Source organism: Maricaulis virginensis (assembly GCF_027922185.1).
Taxonomy (GTDB): domain Bacteria; phylum Pseudomonadota; class Alphaproteobacteria; order Caulobacterales; family Maricaulaceae; genus Maricaulis; species Maricaulis virginensis.
This window is the reverse complement of record NZ_BSFE01000003.1, coordinates 57,551-74,401: the sequence shown is the minus strand read 5'-3', so window position 1 is coordinate 74,401 and position 16,851 is coordinate 57,551. Positions and strand designations below refer to the sequence as shown.

Here is a 16,851-nt window from a genome sequence, read left to right as displayed (position 1 = left end):
ACAACGGACAAAAAAGCTGGCGGAACGGGATGGGTCAATCACTCGACAGTCAATTGGGACGCTATATCAACGTCGCGACGTTGGTCAGCCTGATTGCGTCCGTGCTGGTGATCTATTTCTTCGTCGGCGCGCTCAATCGCGGTGCGGCCGAGACAGACCGGCAATTGCTGACGGCCGGCATCCAGACCACGATCCACCACAACGAAACCTGGGTCGCCGATTATGGCTGGTGGTCGGTCGCGCTGGACCGTCTGGATGCGGGCGATGTCGACGTGCTCAGCGAGAGCATGGCGTCGTCCTTCTCCGATCATCTCGGCTTCGACTTCGTGGTGATGTCGCGCGCGAACGACACGCTCACCTATTCCTGGCACCGCGACAGCGGCGAAACCCCTCTGGACCACCTGCTCTCCCCGGACGATCTGGACAGTCTGCGCAGCGATCTTGCGCGCGCCTATGCCGAAGGAAGCTTCATCGGCTCTCACATGCTCACCGTTCGCGGCCAGCCCTATCTCGCCTCGGTCACCCTGGTCGGCGAGTACGAGAACCGCGCCGCCACCGACCCGTTGACCGGGCCGGTCCTGGTAATCGGCACCGCACTCGACGAACGCTTCGTCAACGAGATGCAGACCCGCTTTCTCGTCGAAAACGTGTCCCTGATCCCGATGGACGCAACGCCATCGCACGGCAGCCGCCTGCCGATCGCGGACCCGGCCGGACACGCCGTCGCCCAGCTGTCCTGGACCCCCTCGCAGCCCGGCAATGAGACGCTGCGCTACAGCTTCGCGCCCCTGCTCGCCTATATCATTATCTTCTTCGCCGGGGCCCAGATTCTCGTTCACCGCGCACGCAAACTGGGCCGCAGGGCGGAACGCAATGAACGCCGCGCCCTGCGCGCCGCAACGACGGACACGCTGAGCGGGCTGCCCAACCGGCTCGGCTTCAACCGCTTCATCGAGGGCGAGACGGCAACGCAGGCCGCCGCCGACGGCGAAGCGGCCGTGATCTATATCGACCTCAACGGCTTCAAGGCCGTCAATGACAAGGCGGGCCACCAGGCCGGAGACGAGGTCATCCGGATCGTCTCGGAAAAATTCCGCGCGGCCCTGCCGGACGGCGTGCACATCGCCCGCGTGGGCGGCGACGAGTTTGCCTGCGCCCTCACGGGACAGGCCTGTGCCAGCCAGGCTCTGCCGATTGCCCGCGCCCTGTCGGCCAGCCTGCGCGATCCGTTCGAGAGCGGCGGCCGCCATTTCGATATCGGCGCGGCCGTCGGTGTCGCCTGGTCGCGGCCGGAGGCGCCCAAGACTTTCGCCCAGCTGGTGCATGATGCCGACCTGGCCATGTACCGAGCCAAGGCAGACCAGCTGGAACAACCCTTGTGTTTCGACGCCAGCCTCGGCCTCGAAAAGGATGCCCGTTGCTCGCTGGAAGCGGACATCGAGGCCGGCCTGGAACGCAATGAATTCCGCGTCGTCTACCAGCCCATCGCCCGCGCGCGCGACGGAAAAACCGTGTCGGTGGAGGCATTGCTCCGCTGGGAGCACCCGACCCGCGGCGCCGTTCCGCCGGACGTCTTCATCGGCGTGGCGGAGCGCTCCCGCCTGATCCGCCGCCTCGGCGATTTCGTGGTCGACAGCGTCTGCCGCGAAATCCCGCCGCACGCCGGCTTCACCGTATCGATCAACCTGTCCCCGACCCAGCTCAAGGATCCGGACCTGTGCGCACGCTATCTGGAAAAGCTTGGCGCAGCCGGACTGACCTCCAGCAAGATCGAGCTGGAACTGACCGAGACCGTGCTGGTCGACGATTTCGAACAGGCCAAGCAGCGTCTGCACGAATTCAATGCCGCCGGCTTCCGCGTCAATCTCGACGATTTCGGTACCGGCTTTGCCTCAATGGGCTATCTGCACATGCTGCCCTTCTCCAAGATCAAGGTCGACAAGAGCTTCATCGACGCCCTCGGCAAGGGCGAAGGCCCCAACAAGATGCTGCAGGCGCTGGCCCTGCTGGGCGATGCGCTCAACCTCGACATGGTCGCTGAAGGTGTGGAGACCGAAAGCCAGGCCAGCATGCTGCGCCTGCTGGGCTTCGAATACCTGCAGGGCTGGCATTTCGGTGCGCCGATGACGGCGCGCGCCCTTGCGGAGCGGATGAACAACGCCGCCTGACGGGCGCTGACGAGCGCGTGAACGACCGCGCTTTGCGCTTGAACCGGGCGGGGCGCTGCGAGCAATCTGTCGCCCATGGCCCGGACTCTCCTCCTGCGACTTGCAGTCGCTTTGCTGGCTGCCCTGACCGCCGCCTTGGGCGGCCAGGCCCGCGCCGACATCGTGCGGCTGGCTGTTGCGTCGAATTTTGCCGAACCGATGCAGACCCTCGCCGAAGCCTTTTCCGCCGGCACCGGCCACACGCTGATCATCTCGAACGGCTCGACGGGCCGCCTCTATGCCCAGATCGTGAATGGGGCACCGTTCGACGTGTTCCTAGCCGCCGACACCGTGCGCCCGGCCCGCCTCGTCGAAGACGGCCTGGCGGTTGCCGGCAGCGCACAGACCTATGCGACCGGCCGGCTCGCCCTGATGGAGCCGGGGGACGCCACGGCCGGCACCCCGTCACCGCTGCAGCGCCTGCAGTCCGGTGACTACCGGCGTCTTGCCCTGGCCAGTCCCGACCTCGCGCCCTATGGCGCCGCGGCGCACCAGGTTCTGGCCCATCTGGATCTTCAGACCGCCTCGGCCTCACGCCAGGTCTTCGGCGAGAATATCGGACAGACCTATGCCTTCGTCGCCACAGGAAATGCCGATCTGGGTTTCGTCGCGCTATCGCAGATCCGGCACCCCGGCAGTGCGCCGGCGGGCCGCTACGACCTCATTCCGGCCGGCTGGCACGATCCGATCCGCCAGGACGCGGTTCTTCTTGAGCAGAGTAATGACAACGAAGCCGCCCGCGCATTTCTGGACTTCCTCGCATCGCCGGAAGCCCGCGACATCATCGCCGCCCATGGCTATGAGGCGCCGGAGTGAGCGAGAGCCTGCCTGCTATCCTGCTGACCGTGCAGCTGGCGCTGGTCACGACGCTGATCCTGTTCGTGATCGGCACGCCGCTGGCCTGGTGGCTGGCAAACACGCGGACTCGCTTCAAACCCATAGTCGAAGCCGTCACGGCACTCCCCCTCGTCCTGCCGCCGACGGTTATCGGCTTCTACCTGCTGATCCTGTTCAATCCCGGTTCGGCAATCGGCGGTCTGTGGGTGCGTCTGACCGGCGACACGCTCGCCTTCTCCTTCTCCGGACTGGTCATCGCCTCGGTGATCTACTCCCTGCCCTTCATGGTGCAGCCGCTGCAGACGGCGTTCGAACGGGTCGGCCAGGCACCGCGAGACGCCGCCGCCAGCCTGGGCGCGTCACCCCTGGATGCTTTCGTTTCGGTTGTCATGCCCCTCAGCCTGCGCGGCTTCATCACGGCGGGGGTGCTCAGCTTCATCCACACCGTGGGCGAATTCGGTGTGGTGCTGATGGTGGGCGGGAATATCCCCGGGCGCACCCGCGTGGTCTCGATCGCCCTTTATGACCATGTCGAAACGCTGGACTATGCCTCGGCTCACGCGCTGGCGCTGGGTCTTGTCGCCGCGTCGCTGAGCGTGCTGGTCGCCGTTTTCCTCATCAATCGCCGGTATCCCGTCCATGCCGGATAGAACGCTCGACATCGACCTCGACCACCGCCGCGGCGGGTTCAGCCTGACCGGCCGCGCAAGCTTGCCGCTTTCGGGCGTGACGGGCATTGCGGGTCCCAATGGCGCGGGCAAGACCAGCCTGCTGCGCGTGATCGCAGGACTGGACCGGACGCGCGGTAATACGATCCGTTTCGACAGCGAAACATGGCAGTATGATACCGCATTCCTGCCGGCGCACCGGCGCCGGGCCCCGCTGGTCTTCCAGGATTCACGGCTGTTCACCCATCTCTCCGTCGCCGGCAATCTGGACTATGCCGGCCGGCGCGCGGCGCCAGGCGGTCACGGTCCTGATCGCGCAGAGCTGATCGACTTGCTGCAGCTGGCGCCCCTGATGGCCCGCCGCACCGCGGATCTGTCGGGCGGGGAGCGCCAGCGCGTTGCTCTCGGCCGGGCGCTGTCGGCAGGGCCCCGGCTGCTCCTGCTGGATGAAGCCTTCTCGGCCCTTGATGCCGGCTTTCGCCAGAACCTGCTTCCGGTGCTGCGGGAAAGGCTCACGCACTGGCAATTGCCGGCACTTGTGGTCAGCCACTCTGCCCGGGAACTGGCCGTCATGGCCGACCATGTCCTGCCCGTTGAAAACGGACGGGTCGGCACGCTCTGCCCGCGGGATGCCTGGCTCGCCGGTTCTGAAGGAGCGGGCGACACGACGGGCGAACCGGGTGCCGTGCTGACCGGCCGGATCACCGGCCATGATGCGCGTCTTCACCTGACCGACCTGCATATCGGCGAGCACCGGATCGCCCTGCCGGGGCTGACAGGGCTCTCCGTCGGACGCGAGGCGCGGCTCTACGTGCCCGCCCGCGACATCACCCTGGCCCTGGATGCGGTCGACGGGCTCTCGGTGCGAAACAGGCTGCCCGCGACGGTGGCGGCCATCACCGACCGGCCGGACACGGCGTGGTGCGATGTCGAGCTGGAGGTGGCAACGCAGCGCTTATGCGCCCGGATCACGCGGGCCGCCGCCGAAGCGCTCTCGCTGAAGCCGGGCGATACGGTTATCGCACTGATCAAGAGCGCGAGTCTGGCACCCCGCCAGGATTGAGCGCCGGATCGACCGGCGCGCCCAGCGCCCGGTGCAGCGCGATCACCGCCAGGGCGTGATCGGCCTGGCTGTCCAGCAGCGACTCGCGGCTGTCGATCAGGGTGCGCTGGGCATCGAGAATGTCGATAAAGCTGGCCAGGCCTTCCCGGTAGAGCGCGTCGAGCTGGTCGAAGGCCTGCTCCGACGCGGCGACGGCCCGCTCGAGTTCTGCCGTCCGTGCCTCGACGGCACGGATAGAGACAAGGGCGTCCTCGACCTCGCCGACCGCTTCGAGCAGCGTCTGCCGGTAGGCCAGCAATGCCTGTTCGGCCCGGGCTTCGGCGATGTCGACGCCGACCCGGCGGCGGCCAGCATCGAACACCGGCACGTCGACCGCAGCACCGATCCGCGCGACCGTGTCGCCGACCAGCCGGTCGGCCGAACCCAGGTCGGCAGTGATGCTGCCGGGAATGGAGAAGGCGGGATAAAGCTCGGCCGTGGCCACGCCGATGGCGGCGCTGGCCGCGGCCAGGTCACGTTCGGCTGCCTGCAGATCGGCCCGGCGGCGCAGGAGATCGGCCGGCACACCCGGCGCAACGGGATCGGCAAAGTCCGGGATCGTGGTTTCTGCGGCCGGCTCCAGACCGAGCGTGCCGGGAACCGCGCCGGTCAGGATCGCCAGATCGTGCAGGGACCGCGCCTCGGCAATATCGAGACTGCCGCGCTGGGCGCGTGTGCGGGCAAGATCGGAGGCTGCCCGCTGCACATCGAGATCGGCCGACAGGCCCGCTTCGGCACGCTGGCGCACGATGTCCAGCGTCTGCTGCTGCAGCTCCAGCGAGGTCGTCAGCAGGTCGAGCCGGGCCCGGCTGCGGCGCAGCTCGATATAGCGTTCGGCGATCGAGGCTGCCGTGACGCGTTTGACGTCCTCGATGTCGAAACGCCGGGCGGCGGCTGTGGCCTCGACCTGTTCGATCTGGCGGCGGCGCCCGCCGAACACGTCCGGCACGAAAGCCAGCGCCGCTCCGAGACCGGCGCCCGTCGAGGAGGATGCATCGCCGGAAATATCGCCAGACGCCGACGCATCCGCGCTCGCATCGACGGACGGCCAGTTGGCAGCGCGCTCGGATGTGGTCCGGGCCTCGGCCTCGGCCAGCCGCGCAACCGCGATCCGGACATCGATATTCTCGTCCAGCGCCGTGGTGATCAGCGTGTCCAGCTGCTCATCCCCGAAGCCCCGCCACCAGGCGGTCTCCGGAGCGGTTTCACTGCCCGGGATCGCTTCCGACCAGGTGTCCGGCACGCCCGGCACCGGCGCGCTATAATCGGGCCCGACCGTGCAGCCGGTCAGACAGGCCGCGAGCGCGGCAAGGGCGATACTCGGAACATGACGCATGATCATTCTGCCGGTTGGGTGTCGGGATCGTTCTCGACGCGGGCCAGTTCCTCTTCCAGCTCGACGAGATTGACCGAGCGCGGTTTGCCGAACCGGGCGACGCCCAGATAGATTACCGGGGTCAGGAAGAGGGTGAACAGGCCCGACAGGCCCAGCCCGCCGAACACGGTCCAGCCGATCGAGGTGCGGGCCTCGGCTCCGGCCCCGGTCGACAGGATCAGCGGCAGGGCACCCAGCACCGTCGAGATCAGCGTCATGGCGATCGGACGCAGACGGATCGTCGCCGCCTCCTCGATCGCCTCACGGACGCTCTTGCCCTCGGCGCGCAGCTGGTCGGCGAACTCGACCACGAGAATGCCGTTCTTCGCCATCAGGCCGATCAGCATCACCAGGCCGATCTGCGAGAAGATGTTGAGGGACGTCCCCGTCAGCACCAGCGCATAGACCGCGGCGGCCAAACCGAAGGGCACTGTCAGGATGACGACGACGGGGCTGGTCAGGCTCTCGAACTGTGCGGCCAGGACCAGGAAGACGATGACGAAGGCGAACAGATAGGTGATCGCCATGTCGCGCGAGGTTTCGTTCAGCGTGCGCGCCTCGCCCATCATGATCATCTCGATCCCGGGCGGCAGGACTGTCTCCGCCAGACGCTCGATCTCGGCGACGGCGTCGGACAGGGCGATATCCGCAGCGACATCCGCCTCGACATCGATCGAGCGGCGCTGCTCGGTCCGGTTCAGCTCGGCCGCCACGCCTTCCTCGACCAGCGTGGTCAGGGCGGACAGCGGGATCAGCTCGCCGGCATTGGAGCGGACATAGAGGTTCTGCAGGTCGGTCGGGTCGTCGATGGCGCCACTGGCGGACTCCAGGAAGATCGGGATCGCCTGGTCGCCGACATTCAGATCGACCAGCTCGTCACCGCCCACCATGGCGCGCAGGGTGACGGACAGCTCGTTGAGCGGCACGCCGAGATCGGCCGCGCGGCGGCGGTCGATGCGGATCGACAATTGCGGCTGGGTCGGCTGGTAGGAGATTTCCGGATTGGACAGGATCCGGCTTTGCGTATCGATGGCCCGTTCGAGCGCGAGGGCCCCTTCATAGATCTCGGCATATTCGCGGCCGGTCAGCGCGACCTGGATACCGCCGCGGCTGGAGCCGCGCATGTCGAGGCTGCCGCGTCCGAAGACCGAGGCACGCAAGCCCGGGATCTGCGACAGCGGACGGCGCATCTCGGCCATGATCTCCTGCTGGCTGCGATCGCGGTCTTCCCAGTCCGCCAGGGTGGCGGTCATGAAGATGCGGTTGGGGTCCCAGCGTCCGACGATGGAGAAGACCGACGTCACCTCGCCGCTCTCCAGATAGGGCTGGACGATCGCCTCGACCTGGTCGGCCTGGCGCACCATGAAGTCGAGCCCGACACCGTCCGGTCCGGTCGCGAAGATGTAGATCCGTCCGCGATCCTCCTGCGGCACCAGTTCCTGCTCGAGCGAGGTGAAGGCGAACACCGCCCCCAGCGCGGAGACCAGCATGATGCCTGCGGTGATCCACGGACGGTTCAGGGCGAGCCGCAACAGCTTGCCATAGGCGTCCGCGATGCGGCTGCCGATGCGCTCCAGCGGCCCCTGTGTGCGATTTTCCGAGCGCAGCCAGAGGCGCGCTGCAAGCGCCGGCACGATGGACAGCGCCACGAAGGACGAGATCACCACTGCCAGCGCCAGCACAAAGCCGAATTCGCGGAACAGGCGTCCGGCCGTCGAGGGCAGGAAGGAGATCGGGATGAAGACCGAGACCAGAACCGCCGTGGTCGCAACGACGGCAAAGAAGACCTGGCGCGTGCCCAGCACGGCCGCAGCCCGGCGGCCCAGCCCCTTCTTCTGCAGACGCTGGATATTCTCCACCACGACGATGGCATCGTCGACGATAAGCCCCGTTGCCAGCACCAGGGCGAGGAGCGTCAGGAGATTGACCGAAAAGCCCAGCAGCCAGATGCCGGCAAGCGCGCCGACCAGGGCGGCGGGGATTGCGGTGGACGGGATCAGGGAGGCGCGGAAGCGGGCGAAGAAGAGCCAGATGGTCGCGATGACGATCACCACCGTGATCGCCAGGCTGGTCAGGACCTCGCGCACGGAACCGCGGATGAAGACGGCGTCGTCGGAGGTGATGCGGATTTCCAGATCGTCGAAGCGGGCGTTCAGGCGCTCAACCGTGTCACGCACCCCGTCGGAGATGGAGATCGTATTCGACTGGGCCTGACGCACCACGCCGAGCCCGATGATCGGCCGGCCGTCGAGGCGGACAAAATTGGTCGCATCGGCCGGCGCAAAGAAGGCCTCGGCCACGTCGCCGACGCGCGTATTGCCGTCGATGATCACATCCTTGACCCGTTCCGGCGTCGCAGCCGTCGCCTCGGCCCGTACCAGCAATTGCTGGTCCTCGGAGCGGAAACTGCCGACCGGCACATCGAAGGGCGCCTGGCTGAGCGCATCGGCGACATCGCCGACGGTGAGGCCGAAACGGCTGAGGCGCAGCGGGTCGATCACCACGCGCAGGAGGCGCTGGCGGTCGCCGAACATGTCGACACTGGCCACACCCTCGATGGAGAGGAATTCCGGCACGATGTCGTTCTCGACGATGGCCGTCAGCGTCTCCTCGTCATGCACGTCGGAGAGTACCGCCATCTGGACGATGGGATCGGCATTGTCGTCGGCTTTCACCACCCGGATCTGCTCGACGCGATCGGGCAGCTGGCGCGCGACGCGCGATGTGGCTTCGCGGATGTCGGCGGCGGCGGAGTCAAGATCGACGCCCGGATTGAACTCGACCCGGATGCGCGAGCCGTTCTCCTCGCTTTGCGCATCGATTTCCCGCACGCCGGAGACGCGCGCAACGGCGCCCTCGAGAATGCTGGTGACCTCGGCATCGACGGTTTCCGGCGCAGCGCCGGGGAAGTTCGCCGTAACCGACACGACCGGCCGGTCAACGTCCGGCAGTTCGCGGACTTCAACGCCGAACAGCGCGGCCAGGCCGCCGATGATGATCAGCAGGTTGAGAACCGCGACGAGGACCGGGCGCTTGACGGCCAGTGCGGGAAGATCGTTGCGCTGCAGGCTCATCGGGTTTCGTCCGAGACGATGGGCGAGCCACCGACCGCGAGCCCGGTCTCCCGTTCGCCGACATCGACAATGCGGCTGCCTTCACGAACCTTCTGCACGCCTTCGGTGATAATGCGGGCCCCGGCCTGCAGGTCGCCGCGCACCAGGACATGGCCTTCATTGCGCGCCACGATATCGACCGGCACGCGGAACGCCGTATCGCCGTCGACACCCCAGACATAGGAACCGCTGCCGCCCCAGATGATCGCCGCCTCGGGCAGGCGCGGATAGGACTGACCCTCAATGGTGAAGGCGACGCGGAAGCTCATCCCCGGCCGCAGCACATCGGCTTCATTGTCGATGCTGGCGCGCACCGTGAAGGTGCGACGTGTCGGATCGATCCGGCTGTCGACGGCAATCACCTCGGCCTCGACGGCAAGGTCCGGATCGGCAAAGGGCGTGGCGGTGACGGTATCGCCTTCACGCAGGCGGCCGAACACCTGCTCGGCCGGCGAGAAGTCGACAAACAGCACGCTGCGATCGTCCAGCTGGGCGATGACCGTCGTCGGCGTGATGCGTGAACCCGGGTCGATGTCGGTCAGGCCGACATGTCCGGCAAACGGCGCCCGCACAGTGCGTTCGTCCAGGGCGATCTCGGCCTGCTGCAACTCGATACGCGCAGCGTCCAGCGTCGTGCGGGCCTCGTCGATCTGGCTGGCGGAGATGGCGCCGGTGTCCTCGATGCGGCGATAGCGGGCCAGCAACTGCTCGGCCTCCTGCACGGAGACCCGGGCAAGATTGACGGCGAGCTGTTCCTCGCGATCGTCCAGCTGCAGCAGAACGGCACCCGCCTCGACATGACTGCCGGTGACGAAGGGAACGCCGGTCACGATGCCGCCGGCCTCGGGATAGATCGTTGCCGTGGAACGGGCCCGGGCGGTGCCGACGGCTTCGATATCAGTGCGCTCGCGTGCGAAGCGGACGGGCTGGGTGACGACACGGATGGCCTCGTCAGCGCGCGCGCCACCAGCAGCCGGTCCACCGGCCGAAGGCTCGCCACCGCATGCCGATACCAAAAGAGCGAGCGCCGTGCACAGCACGGCCCCGCGAACCGAAAATCCAGCCGTCAATCGGGCCTCCCAGCGGATTGGAAGCTATAGCGTTCCGCTATCCCATAGTCCTGTTGAACGAAGTAGGACAGGAATTCCGTCGGTCCAGTCCGGGATTCATTATCAGGAATGCGGGGCCCCGTCAGGGGGACGGCAATTCCGCCTGGTCGCGCGCGGCCGCGGCCATGCGGCGTGCACGGCGCTCAACGCCCTGGCTGAGGCGGGCATGACGCTCCGGCGTCAACGGGTAGGACCAGATCAGCGGCGCCGCCAGGCCATAGAGCACGATCGGCCCGAGGCAATAGACCAGTCGCAGCGACAACACACCGATCTCGGTCGAACCCTCGACACCCGCCGAGGCGTGATAGCCCAGAAGGCCGACAATATTGAGCGACACGCCGGTGAAGATGGCCACGGCGAGTTTTTCCGACAGGCCGAGCACAGCGAAATAGGTGCCCGCCCGGCGGCCGCCGGAACGGGCACTGTCGATATCGACCACATCCGCCAGCATGGCCAGAGGCAGGAATTGCAGGCCGCCGAAGGCAAATCCCTTGAGAATGAACAGGCAGAAGAAGGGCAGATAATCGCCCCGGCCGAGCAGGAGGTTTGCCGCGCTGACCGCGCTGACAAAGCCCAGCGTCACGAGGAAGGCGCGATGCTTGCCGATCCTGCGCCCCATCCAGAGCCAGAAGGGGATCGCGGCGATGCCGGCGATGAAATAGAGGAAATAGGCCGCACCGATCGTCGGGATGCCGATGATGTCGCGGATGAAGAAGAGCGAGACAGCGTTTCGCGAACTCTCCCCCGCGATGACCAGGAAGGCGATGATCAGGATCCGGCGCATCGGTCCGTTGCGCCAGAGATGGCGGAAGCCCTCGATCATCGGCACACGCTCGCGCGCGGCGGGCGGCGGCTCGCTGACCGTCAGGATCACGATGCCGGCGAGCAAGGGCACAATCGCGACGATCGTGACGGCAAGCCCCATCATGACCGGTCCGGTCAGCGCTGCGCGGCTGATCGGCGTGCGCTGCATGATCTCGCCGGTGAACGCACCCGAGATATCGCGCCACATCGAGGCGAATATCTGGCCGACGGCGCCGCCATCGGCGAGGATCTCCACCACCATCGGCACTGCCGCGGCCAAGAGAAGTCCGCCCAGATAGTAGAATTCGCGCGCCGCCGTGACCTGGCTGCGGGCGTGATAATCGCTCGACAGTTCGGCACCCCAGGCCCGGAAGGGAATCTGGATCATCGTGGCACTGGCGAAAAAGGCCGTCAGCCAGATCAGGAAATAGACCAGGCCCACGCCCTCCGGCGGCACGAAGAGGAACCAGGTCGAGAGCATCAGCAGCGGCGCGCCGAGCGCGATATAGGGTTTGCGGCGGCCGAAACGGGTGCGGCCGCGATCGGAAATCTCGCCCATGAGCGGATCGGTGATCACGTCGGTGAAGCGGGCCACCATGATGATCAGGCCGATCACCGACAGGGACAGTCCCAGATGGCCGGCATAGTGCGCCGGCAGCCAGATCGCGAGGGGATAGCCATAGATGGCCAGAGGCAGGGCGAGCGAGCCATGCAGGAAGATCGTGGAGCGCTTCAGAGCCGGGGCGGCCTGCGGCAGCCCTTCCGTTTCGCGCGCGGGCCCGTCACCCGTCCTGCCGACAGTGTCCAATATGTCCTCCCAGACCTCGCGCGCCGCGTCATTTTTGGTTGTGGCGCTTTTTCAAAGTTTGAGTATGGCGGGACCAGGGAGTCAAATTAAACAGGAACAATAATTTCAGACAGCTTCACCATCGCCCTCAAGCCGGGCGAAGGTCAAAAACGAAAGTCAGGTACGCATTGCAGCCGCCGCACGGGCATTGGCCTCAATGCCGGCCCAGTCGCCCTGTTCGACCATCGTCTTGCTTGCGATCCAGGACCCGCCGACGCAGACGACGTTACCCAGTGCCAGATAGTCGGGAGCCTGCTCGCGGGTGATCGAACCGGTCGGGCAGAAGCGGATATCCGGCAAGGGCCCCTGCAGGGATTTCAGATAATCCAGCCCGCCCGCCTGCTCGGCCGGGAAGAATTTCAGCAGATCGAAACCGGCTTCGGCCGCCGCCATGGCCTCGCTTGCGGTTGCGACCCCGGGCAGAACCGGAACACCCGCATCGAGCAGGGCCGGGACCAGCTTCGGTGTCAGCCCCGGCGAGACCAGGAAGTCCGCCCCGGCTGACACGCTCTGCGCCGCTTGCTCCGGTGTACGGATGGTGCCCATCCCCACGGCCAGACCCGGCGCCGCGGCTTTCATGGCCCGCAAGACATCCAGCGCTGCTGCGGTGCGCCAGGTCATCTCGATCACCTTGAGCCCCCCGGCCTCCAGGGCGCGAGCTAGGGGCGCCGCATCGGCAACATCGCTGACAGTGAGAACCGGAATGACAGAAGCGAGGTCGGCAAGGGCGTCGGTCGTGATAGACATGAATTGTCCTGTCGGGCTGGGGCTCGGTTCGCGATGTTACCCCTACCATAGGACGGTGGCCAGACGCAGAAACGGCGCCGCGCAGCCGCGCCAGCACCCCGCTATTGCGCAGCGGCCTCTGCGCTCGCCCGCCCGGCTGCACGGTGAATGGCCGCGATGATCCGGCCGTACAGGGCAGGCGGGATGTCGTGTCCCATGCCCTCCACGACTTCCAGTTCAGCACCGGGGATATTCGCCGCGGTATCGCGACCGGCCTCCACGGGTACCAGCGGATCGTCAGCCCCGTGCAGCACCACGGTGGGAACCTTGATCTGCGCAAGCCGGGCTCGGCGGTCCGGTGCGGCGATGATCGCGGCGTATTGCCGTGCAAAGCCCGCAGGATGATAGGCACGGTCCAGATCGGCTGCGGCCCGCTCGCGCACAACGGCCTCGTCCAGGGGATAGGCCGGCGAACCGATGATCCGGCTCGACGCCACGGCCCGATCCAGAAAGGCGTCGCGATCCGTTTCCGGATTCGGCGCCGGCGTCGTCAGCATGGCTTGCGCCTCCTTCGTGGCGCGTGGAAGAGCCCGGTTGCCCGAGCTGGACATGATCGAGGTGAGCGACAGGACACGGTCCGGATAGTGAATGGTGACGAGCTGGGCGATCATGCCGCCCATCGATACGCCGACGATGTGCGCCTGCTCGATACCGAGCGCGTCGAGCACACCCACTGCGTCGGCGGCCATATCCTCCAGCGAATAGGCGAGAGCCGGGGATTTGCCGGCCGCCACGGCGCCTGCAATCGCACCGAAATCGGGGATTCCGGCCTCGTCGAACCAGCTCGACAGACCAATATCGCGATTGTCGAAACGGATGACCCGGCATCCATCCCCGGCGAGCTTGTCGAGAAAGGGGTCAGGCCAGCGGGTCATCTGCGACCCGAGCCCCATGATCAGAAGAACCGGTCTGCCGTCCCGCGGCCCGCGTTCGTCATATTCCAGCTTCAGGCCATTGGTATCGATCTGCGGCATGTCGCTCTCTCCATTTTGTCGCAGGACTATGCGGCACCGTACCGTGTGGTGACAAGCGCAGCTCGCGATTTCCGAATTATCGGTCCGGAGGCACCACGCATATCGTCACGCCAGCACACGCATTGAAGCGCGTACCCAACAAGCTTTTTGAGCAAAAAGTATGCTGCAACAACTCACGGGGCCAGCCCGGCCACCACTGCACAAGCGGCCGCAACCAGCCTTGACCTTCCAGCAGGGGGAGAGTGGAAACTCGGCCGCCTGCATCGTCAAGGGAGTGAAGCGCGTGATCTCACGACGCCTGTTCATGGGAACGGCCGCCGCATTCGGCGGCGTGGCGGCCACCAATCTGCTGCCCGCCTGGGCGCAGTCGAACGGCGCCGCCAATCTCGGCGGCCTGCGCCCGCTGGCCGGCCAGGCCTTCGACCTGACGGTCGGCCGAGCGCAGGTTCTCGTCGACGGACGCAGCGGACCTGCCGTGACGGTGAACGGCCAACTCCCCGCGCCGCTGCTGCGCTGGCGTGAAGGCGACGAGGTCATTCTGCGGGTCCACAACACGCTGGACGAAGACACCTCGATCCATTGGCATGGCCTGCTTCTGCCCTTCGAAATGGATGGCGTGCCCGGCGTTACCTTCCCGGGCATCCGTCCGGGCGAAACCTTCGAATACCGCTTCCCGGTGCGCCAGGCCGGCACCTACTGGTATCACTCCCATTCCGGCCTGCAGGAACAGCTGGGCCATTACGGCCCGATCGTCATCGAACCGGCCGGTACCGACCCCGTCGCCTTCGACCGGGAGTACGTAATCGTCCTGTCCGACTACACGTTCGAGGGCCCGCACCGGGTTTTCGACCGGCTGATGAAGTCCTCCGACACCTATAATTTCCAGCAGCGCACTTTGGGCGATTTCTTCGGCGATGCGCGCGAACAGGGCCTGGGCAGCGCATTGCGCGACCGGATGGCCTGGGGCCGCATGCGGATGAACCCCACCGATATCTCGGACGTGACGGCCGCGACGCTCGACTATCTGGTGAACGGGCACGGGCCGCAGGACAACTGGACCGGCCTGTTCAATCCCGGTGAACGCATCCGGCTGCGCTTCATCAATGCGTCGGCCATGACGATCTTCAATGTCCGCTTCCCGGACCTGCCGATGACCGTTGTCCAGGCTGACGGTCTGGATGTGCAGCCGGTCGAGGTGGGCGAATTCCAGTTCGGCCCGGCCGAGACCTATGACGTGATCGTCGAACCGCACGGGGACCGGGCCTTCACCCTGATGTGCGAGAGCATCGACCGCTCCGGCTTTGCCCGCGCCACGCTGGCGCCGCGTCCGGGAATGACTGCGCCCGTCCCGCCGCTGCGCCCGCGGCCGACCCTCACCATGCGCGACATGGCGATGGATCACGGTGCAATGGGACATGGCGGGACGAACCATGATGCTGGCGGACATGCCAGCATGGATCATGCCGCCATGGGGCACGGGACGGCCGCACAGAGCGCAATGGATCATGGCGCAATGGATCACGGTGCGATGGGTCACGGCTCAATGACGCATGGCGCTCCAGCCCCGGAGGCCACCGCCCCCCAGCGGCACGACCACCCGGCAGGCCCGGGTGTCGTCGGCCTCGCCGAAGCTCCGGTCAGCCGCCTGCACGAACCCGGCGCCGGGCTGGAGAATGCCGGCCACAAGGTGCTGGTCTATACTGACCTTAAAAGTCTGACGCCCAATCCCGACATGCGCCGTCCCGGCCGCGAGATCGAGGTTCACCTCACCTCGAACATGGAACGCTATATGTGGTCCTTCGACGGGGTCCGTTTTTCCGAAGTCGTCGATCCTATCGTGTTCCACGAAGGCGAGCGCCTGCGGATGACGCTCGTCAACGACACGATGATGCCCCACCCCATCCACCTGCACGGCATGTTCTTCGATGTGGTGACCGGCGCGGACGACGATCCGCACAAGCCGCGCAAACACACGATCACCGTCAAGCCGGGTGAAAAGCTGTCGCTGGACATCACCGCCGACGCGGTGGGCGACTGGGCCTTCCACTGCCACCTGCTCTACCACATGCATGCGGGCATGATGCAGGTCGTCTCGGTTCTGCCCGACACCGCGCCGGCGGCACGGCCCGACCCGCATGCCGGCCACCACATGGCACCAAGCCCGGCGCCGGAGCCCATGTCGCACCACTCTGGTCATGGGGATCACCACTGATGCGCATCCTTTTGCCGACAATCGCCGCGGCGGCACTTGCCGCCTTCTCCGGCACCGCACTCGCCCAGACCCAGGCCGACGCCTATTATCCGCCCGAGGAGATGGCCGCGGCACGCGCCGCGCTTCATCACGCAACAGGCGGCGCACGGCACCTCTTCTTCCGCACCGACCGGTTCGAGATCCGCCAGCAGCGTGACGATGAAGAGGCGCTCCTGTGGGATATCGACGCCTGGTATGGCGGCGCCATCAATCGCGTCTGGCTGAAGAGCGAGGCCGAGTATTCCTTCGATCACGACGAATTCGAGGAGCTGGACGTCCAGGTCCTGTACAGCCGCGCTGTCTCGCCCTTCTTCAACCTGCAGACCGGTATCCGCCACGACTTCGAGCCCGAGACAGGCCGCACCCATGCCGTGCTCGGCCTGCAGGGCGAGGCGCCCTACTGGTTCGAGATCGATGCTGCGCTCTTCCTGTCCGACGAGGGCGAGCTGACCGGCGTCCTCGAAACCGAATACGAGCTGCGCCTGACCCAGCGCCTTATCCTGCAGCCCCGCGCCGAGCTGACCTGGTCGGCCGAGGCGATCCCCGAGCTCGGCGTGGGATCCGGCTTCGGCACGATCGAGACCGGTCTGCGCCTGCGTTATGAGATCCGGCGGCAGTTTGCGCCCTATGCCGGTGTCGAATGGAGCCGGCAGCTGGGAGACACGGGCGATTTTGCCAGAGCCGCCGGCGGGCGCACCGACAACACCGCCCTGGTCGCCGGACTGCGTGTCTGGTTCTGACCGCTGCAGCACTGACATCAGCCTGCCGACGGCCGGAG

The 16,851-nt window shown here is 66.5% G+C and carries 12 protein-coding genes; 6 read left to right on the top strand and 6 right to left on the bottom strand.

The window, feature by feature from the left end:
- The first annotated feature begins 29 nt into the window (after window positions 1–29).
- The 4 genes from PKE71_RS06480 to modC all read left to right on the top strand — a co-directional run bounded on the left by PKE71_RS06480 (window position 30) and on the right by modC (window position 4,775).
- Window positions 30–2,168, top strand: a complete 2,139-nt coding sequence (locus PKE71_RS06480; RefSeq protein ID WP_271186132.1) for a putative bifunctional diguanylate cyclase/phosphodiesterase — start codon at window positions 30–32, stop codon at window positions 2,166–2,168.
- Window positions 2,169–2,243: 75 nt separating this feature from the next.
- Entirely contained in the window at window positions 2,244–3,023 is a 780-nt protein-coding gene (gene modA / locus PKE71_RS06475) for a molybdate ABC transporter substrate-binding protein (protein ID WP_271186131.1), read from the top strand.
- A complete protein-coding gene (modB, locus tag PKE71_RS06470; RefSeq protein ID WP_271186130.1) occupies window positions 3,020–3,694 on the top strand; it encodes a molybdate ABC transporter permease subunit in 675 nt (224 codons plus the stop codon). Before modA ends, modB begins: the two co-directional genes overlap by 4 nt.
- The gene (gene modC, locus PKE71_RS06465; protein WP_271186129.1) at window positions 3,684–4,775 is read left to right on the top strand and encodes a molybdenum ABC transporter ATP-binding protein; all 1,092 of its coding nucleotides are present in this window, start codon (window positions 3,684–3,686) and stop codon (window positions 4,773–4,775) included. The genes modB and modC overlap by 11 nt, the downstream gene beginning before the upstream one ends.
- Here the strand turns inward: modC and PKE71_RS06460 are convergent.
- The 6 genes from PKE71_RS06460 to PKE71_RS06435 all read right to left on the bottom strand — a co-directional run bounded on the left by PKE71_RS06460 (window position 4,741) and on the right by PKE71_RS06435 (window position 13,822).
- Window positions 4,741–6,150: an efflux transporter outer membrane subunit gene (locus PKE71_RS06460; RefSeq protein WP_271186128.1), complete on the bottom strand. Its 1,410-nt coding sequence runs from the start codon at window positions 6,148–6,150 to the stop codon at window positions 4,741–4,743. The two genes, modC and PKE71_RS06460, sit on opposite strands and share 35 nt — an antisense overlap.
- 2 nt (window positions 6,151–6,152) lie before the next feature.
- Window positions 6,153–9,263 carry an efflux RND transporter permease subunit gene (locus tag PKE71_RS06455; protein WP_271186127.1) on the bottom strand — a complete coding sequence of 1,037 codons (3,111 nt, stop codon included), beginning with the start codon at window positions 9,261–9,263 and terminating at the stop codon, window positions 6,153–6,155.
- Window positions 9,260–10,372 carry an efflux RND transporter periplasmic adaptor subunit gene (locus tag PKE71_RS06450; RefSeq protein ID WP_271186126.1) on the bottom strand — a complete coding sequence of 371 codons (1,113 nt, stop codon included), beginning with the start codon at window positions 10,370–10,372 and terminating at the stop codon, window positions 9,260–9,262. Before PKE71_RS06450 ends, PKE71_RS06455 begins: the two co-directional genes overlap by 4 nt.
- 121 nt (window positions 10,373–10,493) lie before the next feature.
- A complete protein-coding gene (locus PKE71_RS06445; protein WP_271186125.1) occupies window positions 10,494–12,023 on the bottom strand; it encodes an MFS transporter in 1,530 nt (509 codons plus the stop codon).
- A 156-nt stretch (window positions 12,024–12,179) separates the two neighbouring features.
- The gene (gene eda / locus PKE71_RS06440; RefSeq protein ID WP_271186124.1) at window positions 12,180–12,809 is read right to left on the bottom strand and encodes a bifunctional 4-hydroxy-2-oxoglutarate aldolase/2-dehydro-3-deoxy-phosphogluconate aldolase; all 630 of its coding nucleotides are present in this window, start codon (window positions 12,807–12,809) and stop codon (window positions 12,180–12,182) included.
- A gap of 101 nt (window positions 12,810–12,910) precedes the next feature.
- Window positions 12,911–13,822, bottom strand: coding sequence for an alpha/beta fold hydrolase (locus tag PKE71_RS06435; protein ID WP_271186123.1), 912 nt, complete (start codon window positions 13,820–13,822; stop codon window positions 12,911–12,913).
- A 283-nt stretch (window positions 13,823–14,105) separates the two neighbouring features.
- Here PKE71_RS06435 and PKE71_RS06430 point away from each other — a divergent pair, with 283 nt between their 5' ends.
- Entirely contained in the window at window positions 14,106–16,034 is a 1,929-nt protein-coding gene (locus PKE71_RS06430; protein WP_271186122.1) for a copper resistance system multicopper oxidase, read from the top strand.
- Window positions 16,034–16,813 (top strand): copper resistance protein B, encoded by a 780-nt coding sequence (locus PKE71_RS06425; RefSeq protein ID WP_271186121.1) that lies wholly within the window; start codon window positions 16,034–16,036, stop codon window positions 16,811–16,813. The genes PKE71_RS06430 and PKE71_RS06425 overlap by 1 nt, the downstream gene beginning before the upstream one ends.
- Window positions 16,814–16,851: the final 38 nt, after the last annotated feature.

Bases quoted from the DNA above. Each gene is read 5' to 3' on its own strand.
- PKE71_RS06480 (WP_271186132.1), top strand. From the start codon at position 30: ATGGGTCAATCACTCGACAGTCAATTGGGACGCTATATCAACGTCGCG.
- modA (WP_271186131.1), top strand. From the start codon at position 2,244: ATGGCCCGGACTCTCCTCCTGCGACTTGCAGTCGCTTTGCTGGCTGCC.
- modC (WP_271186129.1), top strand. From the start codon at position 3,684: ATGCCGGATAGAACGCTCGACATCGACCTCGACCACCGCCGCGGCGGG.
- PKE71_RS06460 (WP_271186128.1), bottom strand. From the start codon at position 6,150: ATGCGTCATGTTCCGAGTATCGCCCTTGCCGCGCTCGCGGCCTGTCTG.
- PKE71_RS06455 (WP_271186127.1), bottom strand. From the start codon at position 9,263: ATGAGCCTGCAGCGCAACGATCTTCCCGCACTGGCCGTCAAGCGCCCG.
- eda (WP_271186124.1), bottom strand. From the start codon at position 12,809: ATGTCTATCACGACCGACGCCCTTGCCGACCTCGCTTCTGTCATTCCG.
- PKE71_RS06435 (WP_271186123.1), bottom strand. From the start codon at position 13,822: ATGCCGCAGATCGATACCAATGGCCTGAAGCTGGAATATGACGAACGC.
- PKE71_RS06425 (WP_271186121.1), top strand. From the start codon at position 16,034: ATGCGCATCCTTTTGCCGACAATCGCCGCGGCGGCACTTGCCGCCTTC.